The organism is Amycolatopsis solani, assembly GCF_033441515.1.
Classification (GTDB): domain Bacteria; phylum Actinomycetota; class Actinomycetes; order Mycobacteriales; family Pseudonocardiaceae; genus Amycolatopsis; species Amycolatopsis solani.
The window spans coordinates 2,403,637-2,426,619 of record NZ_JAWQJT010000002.1; the positions used below are offsets into that span (position 1 = coordinate 2,403,637).

The 22,983-nt window shown below is 69.9% G+C and carries 16 protein-coding genes; 13 read left to right on the forward strand and 3 right to left on the reverse strand.

Features of this window, described 5'->3' with window-relative positions; translation table 11 throughout:
- Window positions 1-26: 26 nt before the first annotated feature.
- Window positions 27-1,220, reverse strand: a complete 1,194-nt coding sequence (locus SD460_RS31635) for an AI-2E family transporter (RefSeq protein ID WP_290050255.1) — start codon at window positions 1,218-1,220, stop codon at window positions 27-29.
- Window positions 1,221-2,199: 979 nt separating this feature from the next.
- On the opposite strand from SD460_RS31635, the gene SD460_RS31640 reads away from it, so the two are divergent.
- Window positions 2,200-6,102 (forward strand): NACHT and WD repeat domain-containing protein, encoded by a 3,903-nt coding sequence (locus tag SD460_RS31640; protein ID WP_290050257.1) that lies wholly within the window; start codon window positions 2,200-2,202, stop codon window positions 6,100-6,102.
- 157 nt (window positions 6,103-6,259) lie between these two features.
- Here SD460_RS31640 and SD460_RS31645 read toward each other — a convergent pair whose 3' ends face one another.
- Window positions 6,260-7,150, reverse strand: coding sequence for an LLM class F420-dependent oxidoreductase (locus tag SD460_RS31645; protein ID WP_318307142.1), 891 nt, complete (start codon window positions 7,148-7,150; stop codon window positions 6,260-6,262).
- A 60-nt stretch (window positions 7,151-7,210) separates the two neighbouring features.
- Here SD460_RS31645 and SD460_RS31650 point away from each other — a divergent pair, with 60 nt between their 5' ends.
- The 5 genes from SD460_RS31650 to SD460_RS31675 all read left to right on the forward strand — a co-directional run bounded on the left by SD460_RS31650 (window position 7,211) and on the right by SD460_RS31675 (window position 14,806).
- Window positions 7,211-8,125, forward strand: coding sequence for a LysR family transcriptional regulator (locus tag SD460_RS31650; protein WP_290050260.1), 915 nt, complete (start codon window positions 7,211-7,213; stop codon window positions 8,123-8,125).
- 246 nt (window positions 8,126-8,371) lie between these two features.
- A complete protein-coding gene (locus SD460_RS31655; protein WP_290050262.1) occupies window positions 8,372-11,161 on the forward strand; it encodes an nSTAND1 domain-containing NTPase in 2,790 nt (929 codons plus the stop codon).
- Window positions 11,155-11,823, forward strand: a complete 669-nt coding sequence (locus SD460_RS31660; RefSeq protein ID WP_290050264.1) for a hypothetical protein — start codon at window positions 11,155-11,157, stop codon at window positions 11,821-11,823. The genes SD460_RS31655 and SD460_RS31660 overlap by 7 nt, the downstream gene beginning before the upstream one ends.
- Complete coding sequence (locus SD460_RS31665) at window positions 11,820-12,365, forward strand: hypothetical protein (RefSeq protein ID WP_290050266.1); 546 nt, start codon at window positions 11,820-11,822, stop codon at window positions 12,363-12,365. The genes SD460_RS31660 and SD460_RS31665 overlap by 4 nt, the downstream gene beginning before the upstream one ends.
- 1,214 nt (window positions 12,366-13,579) lie before the next feature.
- Window positions 13,580-14,806: a cytochrome P450 family protein gene (locus SD460_RS31675; protein ID WP_290050267.1), complete on the forward strand. Its 1,227-nt coding sequence runs from the start codon at window positions 13,580-13,582 to the stop codon at window positions 14,804-14,806.
- Here SD460_RS31675 and SD460_RS31680 read toward each other — a convergent pair.
- Window positions 14,757-15,233 carry a hypothetical protein gene (locus tag SD460_RS31680; protein ID WP_318307143.1) on the reverse strand — a complete coding sequence of 159 codons (477 nt, stop codon included), beginning with the start codon at window positions 15,231-15,233 and terminating at the stop codon, window positions 14,757-14,759. The two genes, SD460_RS31675 and SD460_RS31680, sit on opposite strands and share 50 nt — an antisense overlap.
- A gap of 435 nt (window positions 15,234-15,668) precedes the next feature.
- Between SD460_RS31680 and fabG the strand changes: the two genes are divergently transcribed.
- From fabG to SD460_RS31715, 7 genes are all read left to right on the forward strand, one after another.
- Window positions 15,669-16,430, forward strand: a complete 762-nt coding sequence (gene fabG / locus SD460_RS31685) for a 3-oxoacyl-ACP reductase FabG (RefSeq protein WP_290050269.1) — start codon at window positions 15,669-15,671, stop codon at window positions 16,428-16,430.
- A gap of 7 nt (window positions 16,431-16,437) precedes the next feature.
- Complete coding sequence (locus tag SD460_RS31690; RefSeq protein ID WP_290050271.1) at window positions 16,438-16,890, forward strand: MaoC family dehydratase; 453 nt, start codon at window positions 16,438-16,440, stop codon at window positions 16,888-16,890.
- A 106-nt stretch (window positions 16,891-16,996) separates the two neighbouring features.
- Window positions 16,997-18,022, forward strand: a complete 1,026-nt coding sequence (locus SD460_RS31695) for a phosphotransferase family protein (protein WP_290050272.1) — start codon at window positions 16,997-16,999, stop codon at window positions 18,020-18,022.
- On the forward strand, window positions 18,023-19,246 hold the full coding sequence (locus SD460_RS31700) for an acyl-CoA dehydrogenase family protein (RefSeq protein WP_290050273.1): 1,224 nt from the start codon (window positions 18,023-18,025) through the stop codon (window positions 19,244-19,246).
- Entirely contained in the window at window positions 19,243-20,427 is a 1,185-nt protein-coding gene (locus SD460_RS31705) for an acyl-CoA dehydrogenase family protein (protein WP_290050274.1), read from the forward strand. Before SD460_RS31700 ends, SD460_RS31705 begins: the two co-directional genes overlap by 4 nt.
- Window positions 20,424-21,518, forward strand: coding sequence for an acyl-CoA dehydrogenase family protein (locus SD460_RS31710; RefSeq protein ID WP_290050275.1), 1,095 nt, complete (start codon window positions 20,424-20,426; stop codon window positions 21,516-21,518). The genes SD460_RS31705 and SD460_RS31710 overlap by 4 nt, the downstream gene beginning before the upstream one ends.
- A 91-nt stretch (window positions 21,519-21,609) precedes the next feature.
- Window positions 21,610-22,767: a sensor histidine kinase gene (locus SD460_RS31715; protein WP_290050276.1), complete on the forward strand. Its 1,158-nt coding sequence runs from the start codon at window positions 21,610-21,612 to the stop codon at window positions 22,765-22,767.
- The last annotated feature ends 216 nt before the right edge of the window (window positions 22,768-22,983 follow it).

Genomic DNA, 22,983 nt, shown 5'->3' on the forward strand with positions numbered 1-22,983 from the left:
ACGATTCAGTTAACCCGGGAGGGCGTTCACGCCTGATCGAGCCGTGGGTACGTGACCTCGTGCAGGATCAGCAGCACCGCCGCCGCGATCGGGATCGCGACGAGCGCGCCGATCACCCCGAGCAGGACCCCGCCGAGCAGGACCGCGACCACCGTGACCAGCGCGGGCACCTTGACCACCTTCCCCATGATCCGCGGGACCAGCACGTAGTCCTCCAGCACCCGGTAGACGAGGAAGAACCCGACGGTGGCCGCCGCGACCGGCCAGGACACCGTCAGCGCCACCAGCGACACGGTGATCCCGCCGATGACCGTGCCGAGAACGGGGATCAGGTCGAGCAGAGCGACCAGGACCGCCAGCAGCAACGCGTACGGCACCCCGAAAACCAGCAGCCAGCCGAACGTGAGCGACCCGGCGATCAGGGAGATCAGCGCGTTGCCCAGCACGTAGCCGCCGACCTTGGCGAAGATCTCGTCGCCGATCAGGATCACCCGCGGCCGGCGCGAGTGCGGCACCAGCCGGTAGAAGGTCCGGCGGATGCGCGGCAGGTCGGCCAGGAAGTAGATCGTCAGCACGATCACGACCAGCAGGTCCCCCAGCGTCCCGAGCACGGCCTTGCCGGCCGACAAGGCCGTGTCGAGCACTCCCGTCCCACCGCTGAGCAGCTGCTGCAGGTGCTGCTGCAGCCCGAAGCGGTCGTTGAGCTGCCCCAGCGGGGAACTGTGGTCCTGCAACGTCTGCAGGTACCGGGGCGCCTGGTGCGCGAACGTCGTCGCCTGCTCCACGACCACCGGGATCGCCAGGGCGAGGAACCCGCCGACCACGACCAGCAGCCCGAGCAGCACGGCCAGCACCGCCGCCCACCGCGGGAACCGGCGGCCCACCAGCCACGACACCACGGGCTCCACGCCGAACGCCAGGAACAGCGCCAGCCCGATCAGCACGAGGGTGTGCTGGACCGTCACGATCGCCTGGGCGAGCACGTAGGCCACCGCCACCCCGGCGGCCCCGAGCAGTCCGACGAAGAACGGCGACTTCCGGTCGAGCCGGCGGCCGGGTTCGCCCAGCGGCCGGGCCGGGGTGCTCAGCCGCGCGGCCTCCGCCTCCGCCTCGGCCACCACGCCTTCGTCCTCGGTGTGGGGCTGCGCGATCAGGGCGTGGTGCCCCTCGCGCACGGGACCCGCGCGGTCGCCGGGTTCGTCGCCGCAAGACGCTGTCATGGTCGAGTCCCTCCGTGCCGCCGGTTGCCAACGGGCGCGAGTTCCCCGTTCCGGTGGTTTGAAGCGGGACCGGTGAGTTTCTTTCGGAATTCGGGGCGCCGGCCCGGCGGACGGCACCATCCCGCGTCCGGCCGGCTGACCACAGTGGACGGTCACTCCCGGTCCTCGCGCCTACCGCACACTGTCACGGTCGCGTATCGTCAGGTGGCCAACCGCTAAGTCCGCGTTTTTGCGACACATCACCACGAAAACGGCGTTTCGGCTTCGGCTTCGGCCCGCGCTCGCCTGATCGCCCACGGTCACACGCACGACACTGAGCGACGGCGGTGGGCCCGTGTCTGAGCATTTCGTTCCAGCCCTGGTACCCGCCGCACGTCCACCTCGGGCCGAGCGCCGCCACGGAGAGACCGCAGCCGCTCCCCCACTCGGCCTGATACACGGGAAAAGTCTCGGCGCCGCCCATGAAGTTGTCGAGACGACGAAGCCGACTTGTTCGGCGGCGCAACTCATCGACCTCGGATTTCTGGAGGCGGCCGAACCGGTACCTGCCCTGGTTCCGGACGCTGGGTGTAACCGCGCATTGGATCAGGTACACGACGCTCACGTGGGCTGCCGTCGAGGCGTTCTTCGACGGTGTAGCCAGTGAACGCTCCTCGCCGTCCTTGGTGTACCGCACGCACGAGGAACTGCTCTGGTCGTAACCAATGCGACGTCGACATACCCCTGCGCTTTGAGATCCCGAGCGATCAGCCGCAGGGACAGCGCGCCGATGCCATCGAACCGAACGGCGTGCGAATCACCTCGCGCGGCCAAAGCACGGATCGTCTCAGCGACCAATGTCAGGGGAGCGGTCTCGGCCAGCTGTTCCTGTTAACCCGATCGTGTGAATGCAGGAACTGGCTTCCCCACGGCGAAACACGGGACGCCACGCGGGCGACTACACGACGCCCACGTTGAACCACTCACGCCTTGGACACAGGTGACCGAGCAACCCCACGACGACGCCCTCCCGATCGTCCACAACGAAATCACCGGCCCGTTCAGCGGCACAGCCATCCAGACCGGCAGCGTCGGATCGATCAATCACGTCGAAGGCGATCAGCACCTGCACTACCTCGACGGCGCACGCGATCGGCTGCGCACCTCCCCGGGGACGGTGGCGAGTGACTGCCCCTACCCGGGGCTGGCGGCGTTCGAACCCGAGCAGGCAGCGTGGTTCTTCGGGCGGGACGCCCTGCTCGCGGAGCTGATCGCCGGCCTCGATCGGCGACTGCGCAGCGGCGGGGCGCAGGTCGTCGTGGCGCCATCAGGCGCGGGCAAGTCGTCGCTGTTGTCCGCCGGTCTGCTGCCCAAGCTCGGTCAAGGCGCTCTGCCCGGATCAGACCAATGGCCGACGTTGGTGCTCACGCCCACGGCTCATCCCCTGCGGGAGTTCGCCGGCCGGATCGCGTCGCTGATCGGTGACGACGTCGCCTCGAATCCCTCGCAGCTGTCAGCGGGGCTGGCCGCTCTGGTGAGCGAGGATCCGAAGTCTCGGGTCGTCGTGGTCGTGGACCAGTTCGAGGAACTGTTCACCCAATGCACCGATGACGAGCAGCGGCGGACGTTCATCGATCTGCTCGTCGAGATCAGTACTCCGAGCGACGCGCGCCGGTCGGCACTCGTCGTCATAGGACTGCGGGCGGACTTCTACGCGGCCTGCATCGACCACCCGCCACTGCGGGCCGCCCTGCAGGACAGCCCGCTGGTGGTCGGTCCGATGACCGAGACCGAACTGCGCGAGGCGATCCTGTTCCCGGCCCGGAGCGTAGGACTGGACGTCGAGCCCGGGCTGGTCGAGCTGCTGCTGCGGGACCTGGGTGCGACCGCGGCCGACGACGGCTCGGCCGCCTACGAGGCGGGCCGGCTGCCGTTGCTGGCGCATGCGTTGCGGGTCAGCTGGCAGCAGCGCAACGGTGCCACGCTCACGCTGCAGGGTTACCAGGACACCGGCGGTATCCAGCACGCCATCGCCGTTACGGCCGACCGTGCTCTCGCCGGTCTCGGCCAGGTCGCACCGCAGGCGCCGGAGCTGGCACGGCAGGTATTGCTGCGGCTGGTGAGAGTCGGCGAAGACAGCGAGACCACGCGCCGCCGGGTCGATCGTGCCCAGCTCGCGGCGGAGTTCGAGGACTCGGAAACACTGGACATGGTGCTCGCCGCGCTCACCGCCCCGGACACCAGGCTGCTCACAGCGGACGAGGACACGATCCAGCTCGCCCACGAGGCACTCATCGGAGCGTGGCCCACCCTGCGCGGCTGGCTGTCCGACAACCGCGCCGGAGTCTTGGCCGCGCAGCAGCTCGCGGACGCGGCCGAGCGCTGGGCCGCCGACGACGAGGATCCGGGCCAGCTCTACCAGGGCCTTCGCCTGGAGGTCGCGCAAAGCCTGCTCGAGGACACCGAGGCCGGTCCACCCATCGGCGTGCTGGGCCGGCGGTTCCTGGTGGCGAGCCAGGCCGGCCGGGACGCCGACCGAAGACTCGCCCGCCGACGACGCCGACGCGCCCGGATCACCCTCGCGGTGATCGTCGTGCTGCTGCTCATCGCCGGCGTCGCCGTGACAGCCAACGAAACCACCCGTGATCAGCGGGACGCCCAAGAGCTGCTGGCCACCGCACGCGCCGAGCTGGCCGCGGCCGACTCCCGCCGGGCGGACCACCCCGTCGACGCTCTGCGCTGGGGAATCACCGCCTCCTGGTTCGCCGCGAACACCGACGACCCGACGACGATGGAATCCGCCCACGGCGGACTGGTCCGGACCATCGCCGACTCCTGGTACTTCCGCGGCCTGCGCACGGTTCCGGATTTGCTCGGTATCGACACGGGAGAGGGCGACTGGCTGCTGACCTTGACCAAGCACGGCGAGCTCGGCCTGTGGGACACCGCCGGCGAACCCGGGACGGCGCGGAACGTGCCGCTGGGGCCAACCGGTGGCCCGATCTCCCAGGCCACCGTCTTACCTCGCCGAAACCTGCTGGTCACCGTGGCCGTCGACGGACCCCTGACCGTGTGGAACCTGGCAGATCGGCACGTACCGCAGCGCCTCGGAACCGCGGCGGCGGGCCCGACGGCGATCACCACACTTCGGTCGACATCGGACGGGAACCGGATCCTCTCCGGCGATGAAAACGGAGCCGTGGCGGTGTGGGATCTGGCCGAGCCCAGTCACCCAGTCCGTCAGGGCACTGGCGTGCCACCGTGCTCCCCGCACTGCAATCCGGTCCTCGACGTGGCGATCCGAGCCGACGGCGGCAGCATGGTCTCGGTCGATCGCAACGCGGTCACGACCTGGACCATCCCCGGCACGGGCAATCCACGCCGTGGCCGCCAGGTGCAGCTGCCCCCGCTGCCGAACCCCATCCAGAACGCCCGCAGCGCCGAGCACCGGAGCATCACCGCAACACCGGATTCCAGCATCGCCACCAGTCTCCGGCCCGACGGCGGCGCGGTGGCCGTCGGCGGGACCGACGGCCGCGCCGCATCCGCGATGCTGGCCGGTGACCCGGCCCAGCCCGACCCGGCGGCTACGGGCCGGCTTCGCACGCTGGCCGCACTACCCGGCCACGAATTGCACACCGACTTGGTCCTGTTCAGCCACGACGGACGTCAGGTGGCCACCGCGGGGACCGACCGTTCCGTGCGGCTGTGGGACGTCACCGACCCGGCGCATCCCGTGCTGCGGCACCAGTTCGCCGCCCAGCCCGGACCGATCGCGAGCCTGGCGTTCAGCACAAGCGATCAGCTGCTGCTGGTGGCGGGGCGAGACGGCACAGTCGCCGAGTACCTGACCGACGGCCTGGTCACGCCGCGGGACCCGGTGAACGTGCCGGCCGAGCGCCCTCTGGTGTGGGCCGACCCCGACCCCAAGGGGGGTGAGGCGACCGCGTCGCGGTCCGGCAGGCGGCTCTTGGCGATCGGTGATCCAGTAGGCCGGCTGATGGTCGTCGGCCGGGCCGCCGCCGAGTCGGCGCTGATGAGCGACTCGTTCGTGCCGTCCGATGAGTTCGACGGCTCGGTGTCGTTGTGGCGGCTCGGCGACGGTAAGCCCGCTGCGCTGGGGAAGATCGACCACCGGCACACCCCGACCGCGCTGGCACTGGGGCCGGCCAACCGGGTTCTGGCCGTGGGTGACGGGCTCGGCGGCCTCGGGCTGTGGGATCTCACCGATCCCGCGACCCCGCGCCTGCTCATCGACATGAACCACGACGCGCTGGGAATCGGACTCTCGGAGATCACCTCGGCTGCGATCACCCACGACGGCCGCCGCCTCGCCCTCGGCACCGCCGAATTCGGCGTACTGCTGCTGGACATCAGCACGCCCGACCATCCGGCGATCACCACCAGGTTGACCGAGCCGACCGGTTCCGTGCACGGCCTGGCCTTCAGCCCGGACGACGGCACGCTGACCGTCGGCAGCGGTGACGGGTTCGTGCGCTTCTGGGACATGCGCGGCGGCCAGGTCCTCGCGGCCGCCGTGCCCAGCGCGTCGGGTCAGGTGGTGTCCGCAGTTTATGCTCCGGGCAAGCCGTTGCTGGCCACCGGTTCCGTGACCGGCTCGGTCACGTTGTGGGACGTGACGAGTCCTCGCCAGCCAATAGCACTCCAGACGATACCCGGGCCGCCGAAGGGGGCCATGGTCGTGCAGTTCACACCGGATGGCGCCGGTCTGGCCGCCACCGACGGCTACGAGCAAGTGAACCGGTGGTCGGTGGTCAACGCCGGTCAGGCCGTCGCCGATCCCGCCCGGGTCGCCTGTGGCCTGGTCGGGCGGGGTCTGAGCCAGGCCGAGTGGGAAGCCGATCGCGACCTGTCCCACTACGACTACCAAGCCATGTGCTGAAGTCTTCGACCACGCAGCGGCAAACGCCGCGCGGTCCACTACTTCCGCTGCGGGATCCGGCGCCCAGAACCGAGTCACCGTCCTGTGGGTGCCGCACGCTGACGGCCCCGAACAGTTCCACCTGCGACCGGGCTTCACCCCGACCGGGCAGAGCCGGTCACCGTGAACCCGGACCGTGCGGCAAGCCGGCGTGGTGTTCCAGGAACCGCGCGACGTCCGACGGATCCTGGAGCGGCAGCGGGTAGATCACCAGGCGGTCCACTCCGAGCTCGGCGTAGCGCTGCGCAGCACGAGGTTCCACCACCACCGGATCCAGTGGTAGGTAACTGATCTCCAGCTTTCCCAGCCGCTCCGGGCGCTCAACCTCGCTCGCGGCCTGCCGTAGCCCGGCCAGGTGCCGGGGCAGGTCGTCGAGCGTGCCGTTGCCGAACCAGCCGTGGCCGCGGGTGATCGCGCGGCGGAAGGCGGCCCGGCTGTGACCGCCGATCACGATGCGCGGCCCGCCTCGCCGGGCCGGGCGGGGATGCGCGTCGACGTTCCGGAACGCGACGAACCGGCCCTGGTACGCGGGAGCCTGGTCGGTCCACAACGTCGTCATCGCATCGAGGTATTCATCGGTACGGCGCCCTCGTTCGGACATCGCGACGCCGACCGCGCGCATCTCGGGTTCGAGGTATCCGGCGCCGACGCCGAGCAGCAGGCGGCCACCGCTGAGCACGTCCAGGCTCGCGGCCTGCTTGGCGAGGACAACCGGGTTGCGTTGCGGCAGGATCACGATCCCGGTCCCGAGCTCCAGCCGCCGGGTGACGGCCGCGACGTAGGACAAGTGGACCAGGGGGTCGAGAATCGGGTCGGTCAGCTCCATCGGCGCCGCCGCCACCCGGGGGCTGGGCAGCACCACGTGCTCACCGGCCCACCACGACGAATAGCCGAGATCCTCGGCCAGCCGCGCCAGCTTGACCGTCTCGGCCGGGCCCAGCGTGGCTTTCGCGTTCAGTCCCGAGACTCCCAGTTCCATTACCCGTGCCCTCCTGCCGTCGATGATCACTTCCCATCGTCGGGCTGCTCGGGACCGGCCGTCCAAGACTTGTGGCTATAGCCTGTGGCTATGGATGTCCACGTCCGGGATCTGCGCTACTTCGTCGCGGTGGCCGAAGAGCTCAGCTTCACCAGGGCAGCCCACCGGCTGTTCATCGCCCAGCCGTCGCTGAGCAAGCAGATCCGCCGGCTGGAAACCTCGTTGCAGGTCGCGCTGTTCGAACGGGATCACCACGCCGTCGCGCTGACCGCCGCGGGTGCGGCGCTGCTGCCGCAGGCCCAGCGGATCATCGAGCAGTGGGCGGTCGCGCAGAGCGCGGTCTTCGACGCGGTCACCGCACAGCACACCACCCTGACAGTCGGCTTTCACACCAGGATCGGCCGTGGTCTCATCCCCCACGTGACGGCCAGGATGGCGACATCGCTGCCGGGCTGGAAGCTGCTGTTCCGGCAAGTCCCCTGGAGTGATCCCACCGTCGGACTCTCGAGCGGCGAGGTCGACGTGGCCATCGCCTGGCTGCCGATCCCGGACGACGGCGAGTACTCGTGGAAGGTCGTCGCCACCGAGCAGCGGTGGGTGGCGCTGCCCGCCGGTCACCGGCTCGCGCCCCGAACGGTCGTCGCGCTGGGTGAGCTCGCCGACGAGCCCTTCGTCGCGCTCCCCCGCACGGCAGGACCGCTTCGCGAGTTCTGGCTGGGAAACGACCAGCGCCCGGCACCGGCCCGGATCGTCGCCGAGGCCGAAACCGCCGAGGAATCCCTCGAAGCCGTCGCCTCCGGACTCGGGGTGGTGCTGCTGTCCGCCGGCAACGCCGAGATCTATCAGCGCGACGACATCGTGTACCGCCCCGTGACCGGGCTCAGACCGTGCGAACTCGCCGTGGCCTGGCGAGCCAAGGACGACCGTCACGCCGTGCGTGTCGTTGTCGAAGCGTGCACACGATGCCTCTGCGGCGAATCGGGCGCCACCTCTTCCGCCGGGTAGCGAGACCGCCGCCGGCCCCGGCCACCCGCGTCCGAAGCCCCTCTGGACGACGGACAGCAACACCCGGACAATCGGCAACTGACTCGGGGAGGGGTTGGACAGGCCATGCCACGTGCAGAGCGACCGTTGGATCCGGATGGCTCAGTCCTCACCCAGTTCGCCACCGACCTGCGAAAACTTCGAGAAGCAGCGGGTGGACCGCCCTATCGGGACCTGGCTCGGCTAGCGCACTTCTCGTCGACGACGTTGTCCGACGCCGCAAGCGGTCGCCGGCTGCCCAGCCTGGCGGTCACGCTGGCGTACGTCGCAGCATGCGACGGCGACCGGGCCGAGTGGCAACGTCGATGGCACGCGGTCTCCGCTGAGCTGAACGACCTCGAACTCGAACACGGCGACCAAGCCGCCACCACGGCGCCCTACGTCGGCCTGGCGGCGTATGGCTCTTCGGACGCCAGGCGGTTCTTCGGGCGCGAACGCCTGGTCGACGACCTCGTCGCCCGGCTTCGGCGACAACGTTTCCTCGCCGTGTTCGGACCCTCCGGAGCAGGCAAGTCGTCGGTGTTGCGGGCGGGACTCGTCCCGGCCCTGGAGGAGATGGACAGTGCCGGGCCGATCGTTCTGTTCACCCCAGGCACGCACCCGGTGCAAGAACTGGCGCTCCGGCTCGCTCCGCTCGTGGGCGCCATCGCGTCGAGAATCGAGGCCGAGTTGCTCGAGGGGCCTCAGGCACTGCGGGCGCTCAACAACCAGCTGCTGCTCGACCGGCCTCCCACTGCGGAAACCGTGATCATCGTCGACCAGTTCGAGGAGGTCTTCACGCTGTGCGACAGCCACGAGCACCGAGCCGCGTTCCTGGACCTGCTGCTCTCGGCGGCATCTCCCGGATCCCGGTTCCGGGTCGTGCTCGGTGTGCGTGCTGACTTCTATGCCCACATCGCCCAGCACGAAGGCCTGGTCACGGCTCTGCAGGACGCCCAGGTCACCGTCGGGCCGATGACCGCCGAAGAACTCCGCCGGGCGATCACCCGCCCCGCGACCGATACCGGCTGTGCGGTCGAGAGCGACCTGCTGAGCGTGCTGATCGCTCAGACCCACGGCCAAGCCGGCGCCTTACCGCTGCTGTCACACGCGTTGCGCGAGACGTGGCGCCGCCGCAAGGGCAACACGCTGACCCTCGCGGGATTCCAAGCCACCGGCGGCCTCGACGGTGCGCTCGTGCGCACCGCCGAAACTGTGTTCAGCGGGCTGACGGTGCCTCAGCAGCACCTCACCCAGCAGCTGCTCAAACGCCTGGTCGCCCTGGGCGAGACCACCGAGGACACGAAGCGCCGGATTCCCCGCGCCGAGCTCGAAAACGACGACGACACCATCGCCGTTCTGCAGGTCCTCGGTGACGCACGACTGCTGACACTGGGCCGGGACACGGTCGAGATCACCCATGAGGCGCTCATCGGCTCGTGGCCGCGGCTGCAACGGTGGCTCAACGCCGACCGCGAAGGACATCGGATCCACCGCGAGCTCGCCGACCGCGCCATCGACTGGGAAGCCCATGGCCGAGACCCTGCGTCCTTGCTCAGGGGCTATCGCCTGACCCTCGTCGCCGACCGGATGCGGCCGAGCGAGGAGCTGACATCCCGGGAGCGCGCCTTTCTCGCCGCTTCGCTCTCCGCTCGTGATCAAGAGCAGTCGGCGAGCCGGCGACGGATCCGACGCCAGCGAGCGCTCATCGCCGCACTGGCCGTCATCGCCCTCGCGGCCTCGGCCATGGTGGTCTTCGCCCTCGACGCCCAGCGCGACGCCACCCGGCAGCGCAACACCGCACTGGCACTGCGCGCGGCCGCCGCCGCGACCGATCTCCTCACTCGCGACCCGAAGCTGGCCGCCCAGATAGCTCTCGCCGCCTATCGCCTGCTGCCAGCCCGAGAGACCGAGGAAGCGGTCATCAGCACCGCGGCGATGGCGCACGGCAGTCAGATCGCACAATCCAGGGCAGAAATCTCGAACGACTCCCGGATCATCATTTCCGCGGATAATGCCGCACACACCACAACGATATACACGTTGAGCGACAAGGGAATCGAAAAAACGACCACGGTTCAGAACTCTGGAGCACCCAAAGATGTGACGATGAGTCCCGATGGCCGGCTTTTCGCCGTGCCAGTCACAGGAAACATGATGGAACTGTGGAAACTCGGCACCACGGGCGGCCATCCGGTACTGGCCTCCACCCTCAAGGGCGCGTCCGAAGTACGGTCCTGGACCCCGGACAGCCGATTCGCCCTCATCGGCAACACTCCTGAATACCCACCCGGCCCAGCCGGCTCGCCAGTGACCTACCCGGACAGTCCCGTAATCTGGGACCTGGCAGATCCGACCGTTCCGGTTCGCGGCAGGACCGTCGACAGCGACGGAACTTTCGTCGGCAACTCGCACACGCTGGCGATAACGCCCCGCCTGGAAGGCGTCAACGGCGTGCAGACCATCGAGCTCGAAACCTTCGATCGACCTCCACCAACTCGGCGGCCTTGGCTGATCGGTGATCAGAACTGGTCTTTCATGGAAATGCACTTCCTGCACAACGGCACCACCGCGCTCCTGTCCCAAACCACGGGCGTCGGAAAGTTTGCACTCGCCAAGTGGGACATCTCAAACAAGGAGCAGCCGGTTCGACTCGGCAAGTTCATCCTCCCCGACGGCGCCTTCATGAGGCCGGAAGCGGGGAGCGACCTGACCCCGGATCGGATCGTCATCACCCAAAACGGCACGCTCACCACCTGGGACATCGCAGACATCAACCACCCCAAGTTGACCTCTAGCATAGTGACGGCCAGCACTCAAATAGAGGCACTTCGACTCACTCCCGACAAAACAGCCCTGCTGGGCGTGGTGATTTTGGGCGGCAACAGACATTCTGTCGTACGCTGGGAATTCGATCCAGGTAAAGCGACCGCGAACATCTGCGCAAGCGCGGACAGGTTACCGCAAGCCGTATGGGACCAGTATTTTCCAGCGTTGCCCTATAAACCACCTTGCTGACGTCCACAACCGGAGCCGCCCTCGCGGCGTTCGCCATTACGCGACGTATCGCGAACAACAGTGCTACCGAGGGGAGCACCTGCGAGCACCTCAGCCAGTCGCGCCGCGCCAGCCGATGCCGGCGCGGTTACCGGCTGATCAGCGCGATATCCTCGACATCACACTTCGGTTTCGCCAAACTCCAGCAGCTGGCGCGCTCGATCATCGGGCGGCGCGTGCGTCAGCAGCTCGCCCGCTCAGCAATGGGAGTACTGCACGGGCGGGACCACACCGCCGGATCTGCCCTGCTGCGGGGCAGCACGAGCCGGGTCATCGCGCCGGGCGGGCTGAGCGAGGGCCTAGCCTCCGACGCCACCGAGCACCTCGGCGCCGAACTCGGTGCACGGCCGCCCGCCAGCGGTGTCACCGCCTGTCGGATTCGGCCCGGCTCGCTGCTGTCGGTTCTGCGCCTGCCCGACGCCCTGCGCTGCCACTCCGAACCCGCCGAAGGTGCCGGCATCAAGCACGTGATCCCGATGGTGGATGCCCGCGTGCAGCTGATCCAGCGACTCGCCGCCGAAGGAGACCCCCTGGCTCGCAATGTGGTTGGTACCCGTGAAAACCGGGTAGGAGCAGAGGCGTGCGATCAGCTTCGAGCGCACGCACCTGGAGGGGACCCGTGAATTTCATCTACCGCCGCTCGCACCGAAGACTTGCCAGCGCGGTTGCGCTCGTAGCGACCGCAACCACCACGGCGCTGCCCGCCACGGCATCGGCTGCGACCGACTCGCCGACATACAACTACACCAGCGAGGTCGGCGACTACCTCGGTCAAGGAAACGCTGAGCACTACAGCCCCGCCACCGCGGATTTCGTGCTGGAAAACTATTGGGGCAACACGGCCGTTCGCTTCACCGTGCTCGAACCTCGCCACGGCGGGCCGTACGCCGGCACGTATTGGGTGGTCTACCTGAGCCCGCCCAGCGGACAGCGGCTGCACACCGGCCACTACACCGGGGCAACCAGCTACCCCGGCGCCACCGCGACCGCCCCCGGGCTGAGGGTCGAGGGTGAAGGCCGCGGTTGCGGGACGACCTATGGCGAGTTCACCGTCCGAAACATCAGTTTCGACGCTACTGGTGACCCGACGCACCTCGACGCCACCGTGATCGCCCGCTGCGACTCGACGAGCGCACCGGCCTACACCGCTACGCTGCACTACTGAACACAGGCACCTTGCGGGCGCACTTCCGCCCGCAGGGTGCCTGACCGCCACTGAGCGGTAAACCTGATCCGAAAGCGCGTGCGGGCAGAGAGGGTTGGCCAGCGGGCTCGGCTGCGGGTGGTGCACGACGGCGTCGATGATCGCCAGGTCGGCGGCTGTCAAGGCGAGGAGGTACCAGCCTTTGCGGTCAGGCGTCGCCAACGAGTGAACCAGGCCATGGTTCGCTCAGTCACCCAGCGGTGCTTGCCGAGCTTGTCCTTGCATACGACGCCCTTGCGGGCGCCGCGGACCGTGATGCCGCGGGCCGGCTTAGGCCGCCGCAGGCCGCGGCCAGCAACCCGTCTCCGGAGATCGTAGTGCTTGCAACGGCAACCACCTGTCCATACTGGGCATCACAGGGGTACAACGACGTCAGGCACACCGACCAAGCCCGAGCGGCCAGCCGAGAAGCTCACCGGCGACCACTACGCGCCTGGCGGATGGGAGAGTGAGCTCGCCCGGCAGCGGTTGACACTGCCCACAACAACCCGAGCGTGCCCCGGTCGGAAGTCGGGCGGGTCGCCTCCGGCCGCGCCCCGTCGTCGGCGATGGCAACGACTCGCCGGCCTGGTCGCGCAAGCGCAAGGGCTACGTCAGCGCACCGGACTCGCTCGCACTGACCGGGAAGAGCGCGGACCTGACGTCCGTACTGCGCTTGAGATTTCCCTGCAGCTTGCTGCGCATGACAACTGGGGCGGACGGAAAATCGGACTGCCCGTCGAGAAACCGATTTGATCACCCATCATTCACCTGATCCGGGCACCAATATCCCCCAGGCGGGTGACTTCACTCAGGTGGCGGATAAGCGCCCACCGCGCGTCATTTCACTCGTTGAGTGCACGCGAGCCGCGTCCTCACGGTGGCACAATTATCAATGCCGTCAACCGGGCGATCCTAGGGGTGACACCATAACGGAAACCGGAAGGCCGCGTTCCGGATCACCACCGCAGGCGTGATCAAGAGGGTAAACTCAGTCGCCGGGCCGGCTCAGGCGGCGACGGCCCACTCGACTGTGGCCGCCATCGTGCCACACCTTTCCTGCGGTGCGAGATTCTTCTGTTCAGTGAATCCCACCGGCGGGTTCGCGCCTTGAATCGAGTTCTGAAAAAACAGCGGCTCTTTCACCGCCGCGCCGTTCTACAGCGACAGCGCCGGAAACCGGCGGGGGGATGAGAATGGAACAGCCAATCAAGCTCGACGTCAACGCCTCCGACGTGCACGCCGAAGGTGCCCGCCTCCGGGAACGGGGGCCGGTTACCCGGATCGAACTGCCCGGTGGCGTTCCGGCCTGGGCCGCCACCGGCAACGACGTCTTGCGCCGGCTGCTGGCCGACCCCCGGGTGTCCAAGGACGCGGTGCAGCACTGGCCCGCGTTCACCAACGGGGACATCGCCGACGACTGGCCACTGCGGATCTGGGTGTCGGTCCGGAACATGTTCACCGCCTACGGTGCCGACCACCGGCGGCTGCGTTCCCTCATGACCGCCGCCTTCACCGCCCGCCGCACCGAGGCGCTCCGCCCGGAAGTCGACGAGATCACCCGGGACCTGCTCGACGCCATCGAGGCGGATTCCGGTGACGCGCCCGCCGACCTGCGGGCGCGCTACGCCTACCCGCTGCCGATCGAGGTCATCTGCCGGCTGTTCGGCGTCCCGGGCGACAAACAGGCCAGGATCCGCGACGTGGTCGACGGCTTCTTCGACAGCGCGATCACCGCAGAACAGGCCCAGGCGAACGTGGCGGCCGCGTACGCCCTGTTCACCGAACTCATAGCCCAGAAGCGCGCCGCGCCCGCCGACGACCTGACCAGCGCCCTGATCGCCGCGCGCGACGACCGGGACGGCGCGCTGACCGAAACCGAGCTCGTCGACACGCTGATGCTGATGATGACCGCCGGCCACGAGACCACGGTGAACCTGCTCGACCACGCCATCACCGCGCTGCTGACCCACCCCGATCAGCTCGCCCTGGTCCGGTCCGGGCGAGCGTCCTGGACCGCCGTGGTGGAGGAGACGCTGCGCTGGCAGGCACCGATCCCGTACACGCCGCTGCGGTACGCGGTCGAGGACATCGAGGTGGACGGCACGGTGATCCGCCGCGGCGACGCGATCCTGGTCGGCTTCGGCGCCGCCGGGCGCGACCCCGTCCAGCACGGCGACACCGCCGACGAGTTCGACATCACCCGCGCGGCCGCACCGCACCTCACCTTCGGCCACGGCGTGCACCACTGCCCCGGCGCGCCGCTGGCCCGGCTCGAAGCCGAGGTGGCGCTCCCGGCGCTGTTCGACCGGTTCCCGGACCTGACCCTCGCCGTGCCGCCGGAGGAACTGACCACCCTGCCCACGTTCCTGTCTAACGGGCACACCAGCCTGCCCGTTCACCTCCGGACCACACCTCGCTGACACCGGGACCGTGAATCCGGACGCCTGACGGTTTTCGATCGGAGACGACACCGCCCGGCTCCTTCTTCAGCGGTATCCAGGAGACGACTTCGGCCAGCGCGTCGAGGGTCTCGCTGTCGAAGTGACCGGTGGCGTTGTCGGCCTCGGCGATCACCATCCCGTAGCCTTCCGCGCGGGAGGCGTAGTGCAACCCGGTCATCGTCACCCCGGCCACACCCAGCACCGCCGCGATCTCCCAGGGCCGGATGTCGCCACTGCCCTGCACCCGCTCGACTTCCTCGAACGCCTGTGCCTGCTTCTTCGACCGGAACCCGACCCGCACCACCGAGATCACCGCGGCGTTGCCGCGCCCATCCCCCACCGGCAACAGCGTGCGGTCCAACCGCGTACACCCGGCCGCGACGCAGTCGGCTTCGCGCTCGAGCATGTGGACTTCCCGGCGCAGCTGCTTGACCTTCAGCTTGCTCCAGGCCTCGTCGACGCCGGCACCCGGTTCAATCGCTCCCAGCGACGCCCCCGGTGACCGAAGGACGAGCTTTCTCGGATCGGGGCGGGGTCCACCTTGCGGACACTGCGCACTCGGCCGCCGTATCCACTCCTTGACCGGGGCCACCGAGGACCGTGCAGCTCCATCGCCGACGTGGTCGCTACCGGAGCCCACCAAGTAAGTCAAGGACGCGGTGGACCGGATTACCTGAAGCGGTTCCCCGAGCGGAGTAGCCGAGTTCCGGCCTCCAGACATGGCTATGATCCTTCGCATGGCGGCCCCACGCCGGGACCTATCTCGCGGTATCGTCGGGTGACCAACCGCTTAGTAGGCTCGCGGGCACGCGCCCGCTTCTCAACGACGAGGAGGTCCCCCGTGACCGATTCCCCTTCCCGTGTCGCCGTGGTCACCGGTGCCGGCCGAGGTATCGGGGCCGCTGTGGCGGCGCGGCTGGCCGAGGACGGTTTCGCCGTCGGGCTGCTCGATCTGGACGAGGCCGGCGTGAAGCAGGGCGCCGAGGCGATCGTCGCGAAGGGTGGCAAGGCCGTCGGTGTCGCGCTGGACGTCAGTGACGCCGAGCAGGTCGAGGCGGCCGTCACCCGCGTCGCCGACGAGCTCGGCCCGCCCGTCGTGCTGATCAACAACGCCGGCATCACCCGCGACAACCTGATCTTCAAGATGACCGAGCAGGACTGGGACTCCGTGCTCGGCGTGCACCTCAAGGGCTCGTTCCTGATGACCCGCGCGGTGCAGAAGTACATGACGCAGGAGAAGTACGGCCGGATCGTCAACCTGTCGAGCACCTCGGCGCTGGGCAACCGCGGCCAGGTCAACTACTCCGCCGCGAAGGCCGGCATGCAGGGCTTCACCAAGACCCTCGCCATCGAGCTGGGCAAGTTCAACGTCACCGCGAACGCGATCGCGCCGGGCTTCATCGCGACCGACATGACCGCGGCGACCGCCGAGCGGATCGGCATGAGCTTCGAGGACTTCAAGGCCGCGGCCGCGTCGCAGATCCCGGTGCAGCGCGTCGGCACGCCCGACGACATCGCCAACCTGGCGTCGTTCCTGGTCAGCGAGGGTGCCGGGTTCGTGTCCGGCCAGGTCATCTACGTCGCCGGCGGACCGAAGGACTGAGGACGGCATGCGCGAATTCGACAACCTCGACGCCTTCGCCGCCGCGGTCGGCGAGCACCTCGGGTACAGCGAGTGGCTCACGGTCACCCAGGAGCGGGTGAACCAGTTCGCCGACGCCACCGACGACCACCAGTGGATCCACGTCGACGAGCCGATGGCGACCGCGGGCCCGTTCGGCGGCACGATCGCCCACGGCTTCCTGACGCTGTCGCTGCTCTCGGCGTTCGGCCCGAAGATCTACAAGGTCAACGGCATCAAGATGGGCATCAACTACGGCCTCAACAAGGTCCGCTTCCCGCAGCCGGTGCGGGTCGGCTCGAAGGTGCGCGCCGGAGCCGAACTCGTCGAAATCACCGACATCCCGGGCGGCAAGCAGGCCGTCTCGAAGTGGACGGTCGAGATCGACGGCGAAGCGAAGCCCGCGTGCGTCGCCGAGTGGGTCACCCGGTTCCTCGCGTGACCGCCGGGAAGCGTCACTTTCCCTACGAAAGTGACGCTTCCCGGTGTTCTCTGTACGTCATACCGACTAGTCGGTATGCTCCCCGCAGAACGCTTGAGGAGGCTGGATGAACCCGACCGACCCGCCGGGCCTGGACCTGGGCCGCCTGCGCGCCCACCTGGACGAGCACCGGCCCGGCCTGGTCGCCGCGGAGCTGACCGCGGACGTCGTGGAAGGCGGCCGGTCGAACCTCACCTATGTGGTGGGCGACGGCCGGTCGCGCTGGGTGGTGCGCCGCCCGCCGCTCGGGCACGTGCTGCCCACCGCGCACGACATGACCCGCGAGTTCCGCGTGATCTCGGGCCTGCGCGACACCGCCGTCCCGGTGCCTGAAGCGCTGCTGCTCTGCGAGGACGCCGACATCGTCGGGGCGCAGTTCTACGTCATGAGCTTCGTCGAGGGCACGCCCTACCGGACCGCGGAAGAACTCGCGCGGCTCGGCGAAACGCGCACCCGCGCGATCGCCGACGCCTTGGTCGACACCCTCGTCGACCTGCACGCCGTCGACCCGGCCGCCGTCGGGCTCGGCGACTTCGGCCGGCCGGAGGGCTTCCTGGAGCGGCAGCTGCGGCGCTGGAAGAAGCAGCTCGACGCTTCCCGCAGCCGCGACCTGCCCGGCATCGAGGAGCTGCACGACCGGCTCGCCGCCGCGGTGCCGGTGTCGGGGAAGCCGTCGATCATCCACGGCGACTACCGCCTCGACAACGTCCTGGTCGACGGCGACGACGAGATCTCCGCCGTGCTCGACTGGGAGATGTCGACGCTGGGCGATCCGCTGACCGACCTCGCGCTGCTGGTGGCCTACGCCGAGCGCGACAAGGTGTCGCTGCAGTTCGTTTCCAACGCCAGCTCCGCCCCGGGCTACCCGAGCACCGACGAAGTCGTACGGCGCTACGCCGAACGTTCGGGGCGGGACGTCTCGCAGCTGAACTGGTACGTCAGCTTCGCGTTCTTCAAGCTGGCGGTGATCCTGGAGGGCATCCACTTCCGCTACACGCAGGGCAAGACGGTCGGCGCGGGTTTCGAAGGCGTCGGCGCCGGTGTCCCGCTGCTCATCACGCACGGCAACGAGATTCTCAAAGAGGAGAAGTAAATGGACTTCGCGTTCGACGAGAAGACCGAGGAGCTGCGCGGGAAGCTCCTCGAGTTCATGGACTCGCACATCTACCCCGCCGAGCCGGTGTTCGAGCAGCAGCTCGCCGAACGCGACGACCCCTGGGCCATCCCGCCGGTCGTCGAGGAGCTGAAGGCCGAGGCCCGCAGGCGCGGCCTGTGGAACTTCTTCCTCCCCGGCGACCACGGCGCGGGCCTGACGAACCTGCAGTACGCGCCGCTCGCGGAGATCACCGGCCGCAGCATCCGGCTCGCGCCGACCGCGCTCAACTGCGCCGCGCCGGACACCGGGAACATGGAAGTGCTGTCCATGTTCGGCAGCGACGACCAGAAGAAGCAGTGGCTGGAACCGTTGCTGGACGGGGAAATCCGGTCCGCGTTCGCGATGACCGAGCCGGACGTCGCCTCCTCCGACGCCCGCAACATCGAGACCGCGATCCGGCGTGACGGCGACGAATACGTCGTCAACGGCCGCAAGTGGTACATCTCCGGCGCGATGAACCCCGCGTGCAAGATCTTCATCGTAATGGGCAAGACCGACCCGGAAGCCGCGCCGCACAAGCAGCAGAGCATGATCCTGGTCCCCCGCGACACCCCGGGCCTGACGGTCAAGCGCGGCATGCACGTCTTCGGCTACGACGACAGCGACCACGGCGGCCACGCCGAGGTGCTCTTCGAGGACGTCCGCGTGCCGGTCGAGAACCTCATCGCCGGCGAGGGCGACGGCTTCGCGATCGCCCAGGCCCGCCTCGGCCCCGGCCGCATCCACCACTGCATGCGGGCCATCGGCATGGCCGAACGCGCGCTGGAACTCATGTGCCGGCGCGCGATCTCGCGCGAGGCGTTCGGCAAGCCGATCGCGCAGCAGGGCGTCGTGCAGGACTGGATCGCCGAGTCGCGCGTGAAGATCGAGCAGCAGCGCCTGCTGGTGCTCAAGACCGCGTGGCTGATGGACACCGTCGGCAACCAGGGCGCGCACACCGAAATCCAGGCCATCAAGATCTCGACGCCGGCCGCGGTCGAGTGGATCCTCGACAAGGCCGTGCAGGTGCACGGCGCGGGCGGCGTCAGCCAGGACTTCCCCCTGGCTGCCATGTGGGCGGGCAACCGCACGCTGCGGCTGGCCGACGGCCCGGACGAGGTCCACAAGCGGTCCCTGGCCCGACGCGAACTGAAGAAGTACCTCTCGGAGGGCGCGAAGTGACTGTCACCGCCGAAGACCTGACCCGCCAGGCGAGCGAGTTCCTCGCCGCGCACGACCCCACGTCGACCGACCGCCTGGACTTCCTGCGCGCCCGGTTCGACGCCGGGCTCGCCTGGATCCACTTCCCCGCCGGGCTCGGCGGGCAGAACGCGCCGCGCGCCCTGCAGTCCGTTGTGGACGGTGTGTTCGCGGACGCGGGCGCGCCGGACAACAACCCGCGCCGGATCGGCATCGGCCTCGGCATGGCCGCGCCGACCATCCTCGCCTTCGGCACGCCGGAGCAGCGCGAGCGCTTCCTGCGTCCACTGTGGACCGGCGAGGAGGTGTGGTGCCAGCTGTTCTCCGAGCCGGGCGCCGGCTCCGACCTCGCCGCGCTGGGCACGCGCGCGGTGCGCGACGGCGACGACTGGATCGTCACCGGCCAGAAGGTGTGGACGTCGGGCGCGCACGAGTCGCAGTGGGCGATCCTGGTGACGCGCACCGACCCGGACGTGCCGAAGCACCAAGGCATGACGTACTTCCTGTGCGACATGACCGCGCCCGGCGTCGAAGTCCGGCCGCTGCGCCAGATCACCGGCGAGGCCGAGTTCAACGAGGTCTTCCTGACCGAGGTCCGGATCCCGGACACCCAGCGCCTCGGCGCGGTCGGCGAGGGCTGGAAGGTCGCGCAGACGACGTTGATGAACGAGCGCGTCGCGATCGGCGGGCACGTCCAGCCGCGCGAGGGCGGGCTGATCGGCATCGTCGCGAAGACCTGGCGCGAGCGGCCCGAGCTGCGCACGCCGGAGCTGCGTGACCGGCTCGTGCAGCGCTGGGTCGAGGCCGAAACGCTGCGGCTGGCCGGCACGCGCCTGCGCCAGCAGCTGACGGCGGGCGCGCCCGGGCCGGAGGGCTCGGCCATGAAGGTCGCGTTCTCCGAGCTGAACCAGGCGCTCACCGGCCTGGAGGTCGAACTGCTCGGCGAAGAGGGCCTGTCCTACGACGACTGGTCGTTCCGGCGCCCGGCGATCGTCGACTTCACCGGCCGCGAAGCCGGCTACCGCTACCTGCGCGCGAAGGGCAACTCCATCGAGGGCGGCACCTCGGAGGTCCTGCGCAACATCATCGCCGAACGCGTGCTGGGGCTGCCCTCGGAGCCGCGCGTCGACAAGGACGTCGCCTGGAAGGACCTCCCCCGATGACTGACCTGCTCTACTCGGACGTCGAGGAAGACCTGCGGGCTTCGGTCCGGGACCTGCTGAAGGACAAGGCCGGCGCCGAAGCGCTGCTGGCGCGCGTCGAGACGGCCGAGGGCTACGACCTGAAGCTGTGGCGCACGCTGGCCGACGAGGTCGGCGTGGCCGGGCTGGCGGTGCCCGAGGAGCTGGGCGGGCACGGCGCGTCGGCCCGCGAGGTCGCCGTGGTGGCCGAGGAGCTGGGCCGCAGTGTGGCGCCGGTGCCGTTCCTGGGCAGCGTCGTGCTGGCGACGACGGCGCTGGTGGCCGTCGGTGCCCGCGAGTTCGTCGGCCGGCTCGCCGCGGGACAGGCGATCGGCGCGCTGGCCGTGCCGCTGACGACGGCGCCCGGCGCGGGCTTCCCGTCGTCGGTGACCGCGTCGCCGGAAGGCACGCTGAGCGGGCGGGTGGGCACGGTCGCCGACGCGTCGGTGGCGGACCTGCTCGTCGTCCCGGCCGCGGGCCCGGACGGACCCGCGCTGTACGTCGTCTCCGCCGCCGACGCGACGGTGTCGGAGCTGGTCTCGTTCGACCTGACCCGGCGGGTGGCCGACGTGTCGCTTTCGGACGCGCCGGCCACGCTGGTCGCGTCGGGCCCGGAGGCCGCGGCGGCGCTGGAGCAGGCCCTGCTGTTCGGGGCGGGCATCCTGGCGTCGGAGCAGACCGGGGTCGCCGAGTGGGCGCTCACAGAGACGGTGGCGTACCTGAAGGGCCGCTACCAGTTCGGCCGCCCGGTCGGCGGGTTCCAGTCGCTGAAGCACCGCCTGGCGAACCTGTACACGGACCTGGTGCTCGCCCGCGCGACGGCCCGCAACGCCGCCGACGCGCTGGCCACGGCCACCGACGTGCCGATCGCGGTGGCGGTCGCCCAGGCCCGCAACGCGCCGATCGCGGTGCGCGCCGTCGAGGAAGCGATCCAGCTGCACGGCGGCATCGGGATGACGTGGGAGCACCCCGCGCACCTGTACCTGAAGCGCGCGAAGGCGGACGAGCTGGCGCTCGGGACGCCCGGACGGCACCGCGCCCGCCTGGCGGACCTGGTGAACCTGCCCGCCTGACCCGTTCGTGGTGGTCACCCCGGGTTCCGCGGGGTGACCACCACGGCTGGTAGAAACGGGCTGACCGATTTCCGCCGTTCCCGGGAGCGCGATGACCACCAGCCCGGCCGGCTCGGTGGAATCCCAGCTGCGCGCCTCGGTCGCCCAGTTCGCCGGCCCGGCCCGTGCGGTCGCGACCGGGATCATCGGCGTCTTCGGGGTGGTCGCCACCCCCGGCGGGGCGCTCCCGCTCGCGTTCGCCCTGCTCGCGCTGACGTTCGGCGCCGGCGTCGCGGACGTCCTCGCGGGGCCGCGGACGTCGTTCGCGTTGTCGGTGCTGCGCGCCGGGGCGGTGTGCGCCGCTCAGCCGTGGATCACATCCGTGCCCGGCGAAGCGAGCCTGTGGGCGGTCAACGTCCTGACGATCACGGCGATCACGTGGCAGTGGGAGCATCCCCCGCGGTTCACCGGCCCGGCACTGGTGGCGCTGCTCGCGACCGGCGCCGTCGCCGGCCTGGGCGCGTGGCTGCCGGTGGCGCTGCGGGTGGTCGTGGAGACGGTGCTCGCGCGGCTCGCGTACGTGCTGCTGAGCCGATCGGCGGCCCGCACGGACGCGGCGCGCACCGAACAGGCGGCCGTCGAGCAGGCCGAGGCCCTCAGCCGGGACCGGCGCCGCCGCGAACGCGAGTACCTGGCCCTCCTGCACGACACGGCGTCGGCGACGTTCCTGGCGGTGGCCTCGGGCGCCACGACGACCCCGGCGGCGGTAGCCGGCTACGCGGCCCACGACCTGGCCATCCTGACCGGCGGCGAGGACCCGGTCGACCTCGAAGCGGGCCTGCGCATGGTGTCGGCGGGCCGCGCGTTGCCGGTCGAGGCGGAGTGGCAGCCGGTCCCCCAGATCCCGGCCGCGGCGGCCCTCGCCCTGGTCCGGGCGGCGGAGGAGGCCCTCCGCAACGCGGAACGCCACTCGGGAGCGAAGTCGGTCCGGCTGCGGTTGGCTCCTTCCCCGGCACCGGGCGGCGTGGAGGTGACGGTGGCGGACGCGGGTATCGGCTTCGCCCCGGCGGAGGTGCCTTCGTCCCGGCGAGGCGTGCGGGGGTCGGTGGTGGAGCGCATGCGCGCGGCCGGCGGAACGGCGGAGGTCACGTCCCGGCCCGGAGCGGGAACGACGGTGACGTTGCGGTGGTCCCGCGAGGTGCCGCCGGACGCGGCACTCCCGCCCGGCGCGGCTCCGGCTACCACCGCGCCGAGGGGGACCCGTGCCTGACACGCCAGCCGAGCCTGCGGGCCGCCCGGCGGGCGGCGTCGTGCCGAGCGGGCCTGACGCCGCAACACCGGCCGCGCGAGTCACCCCGCCGCCGCAGCCCCCGCCCGAACTGGCCACCCACCTCAGCCCGCCGAGCCAACCCCCGCCCGACCCGGCCGCTCGGCCAACCGGCACCACCTCGGCCAGCCGACCCGACACCGCAACACCGGCCGCTCC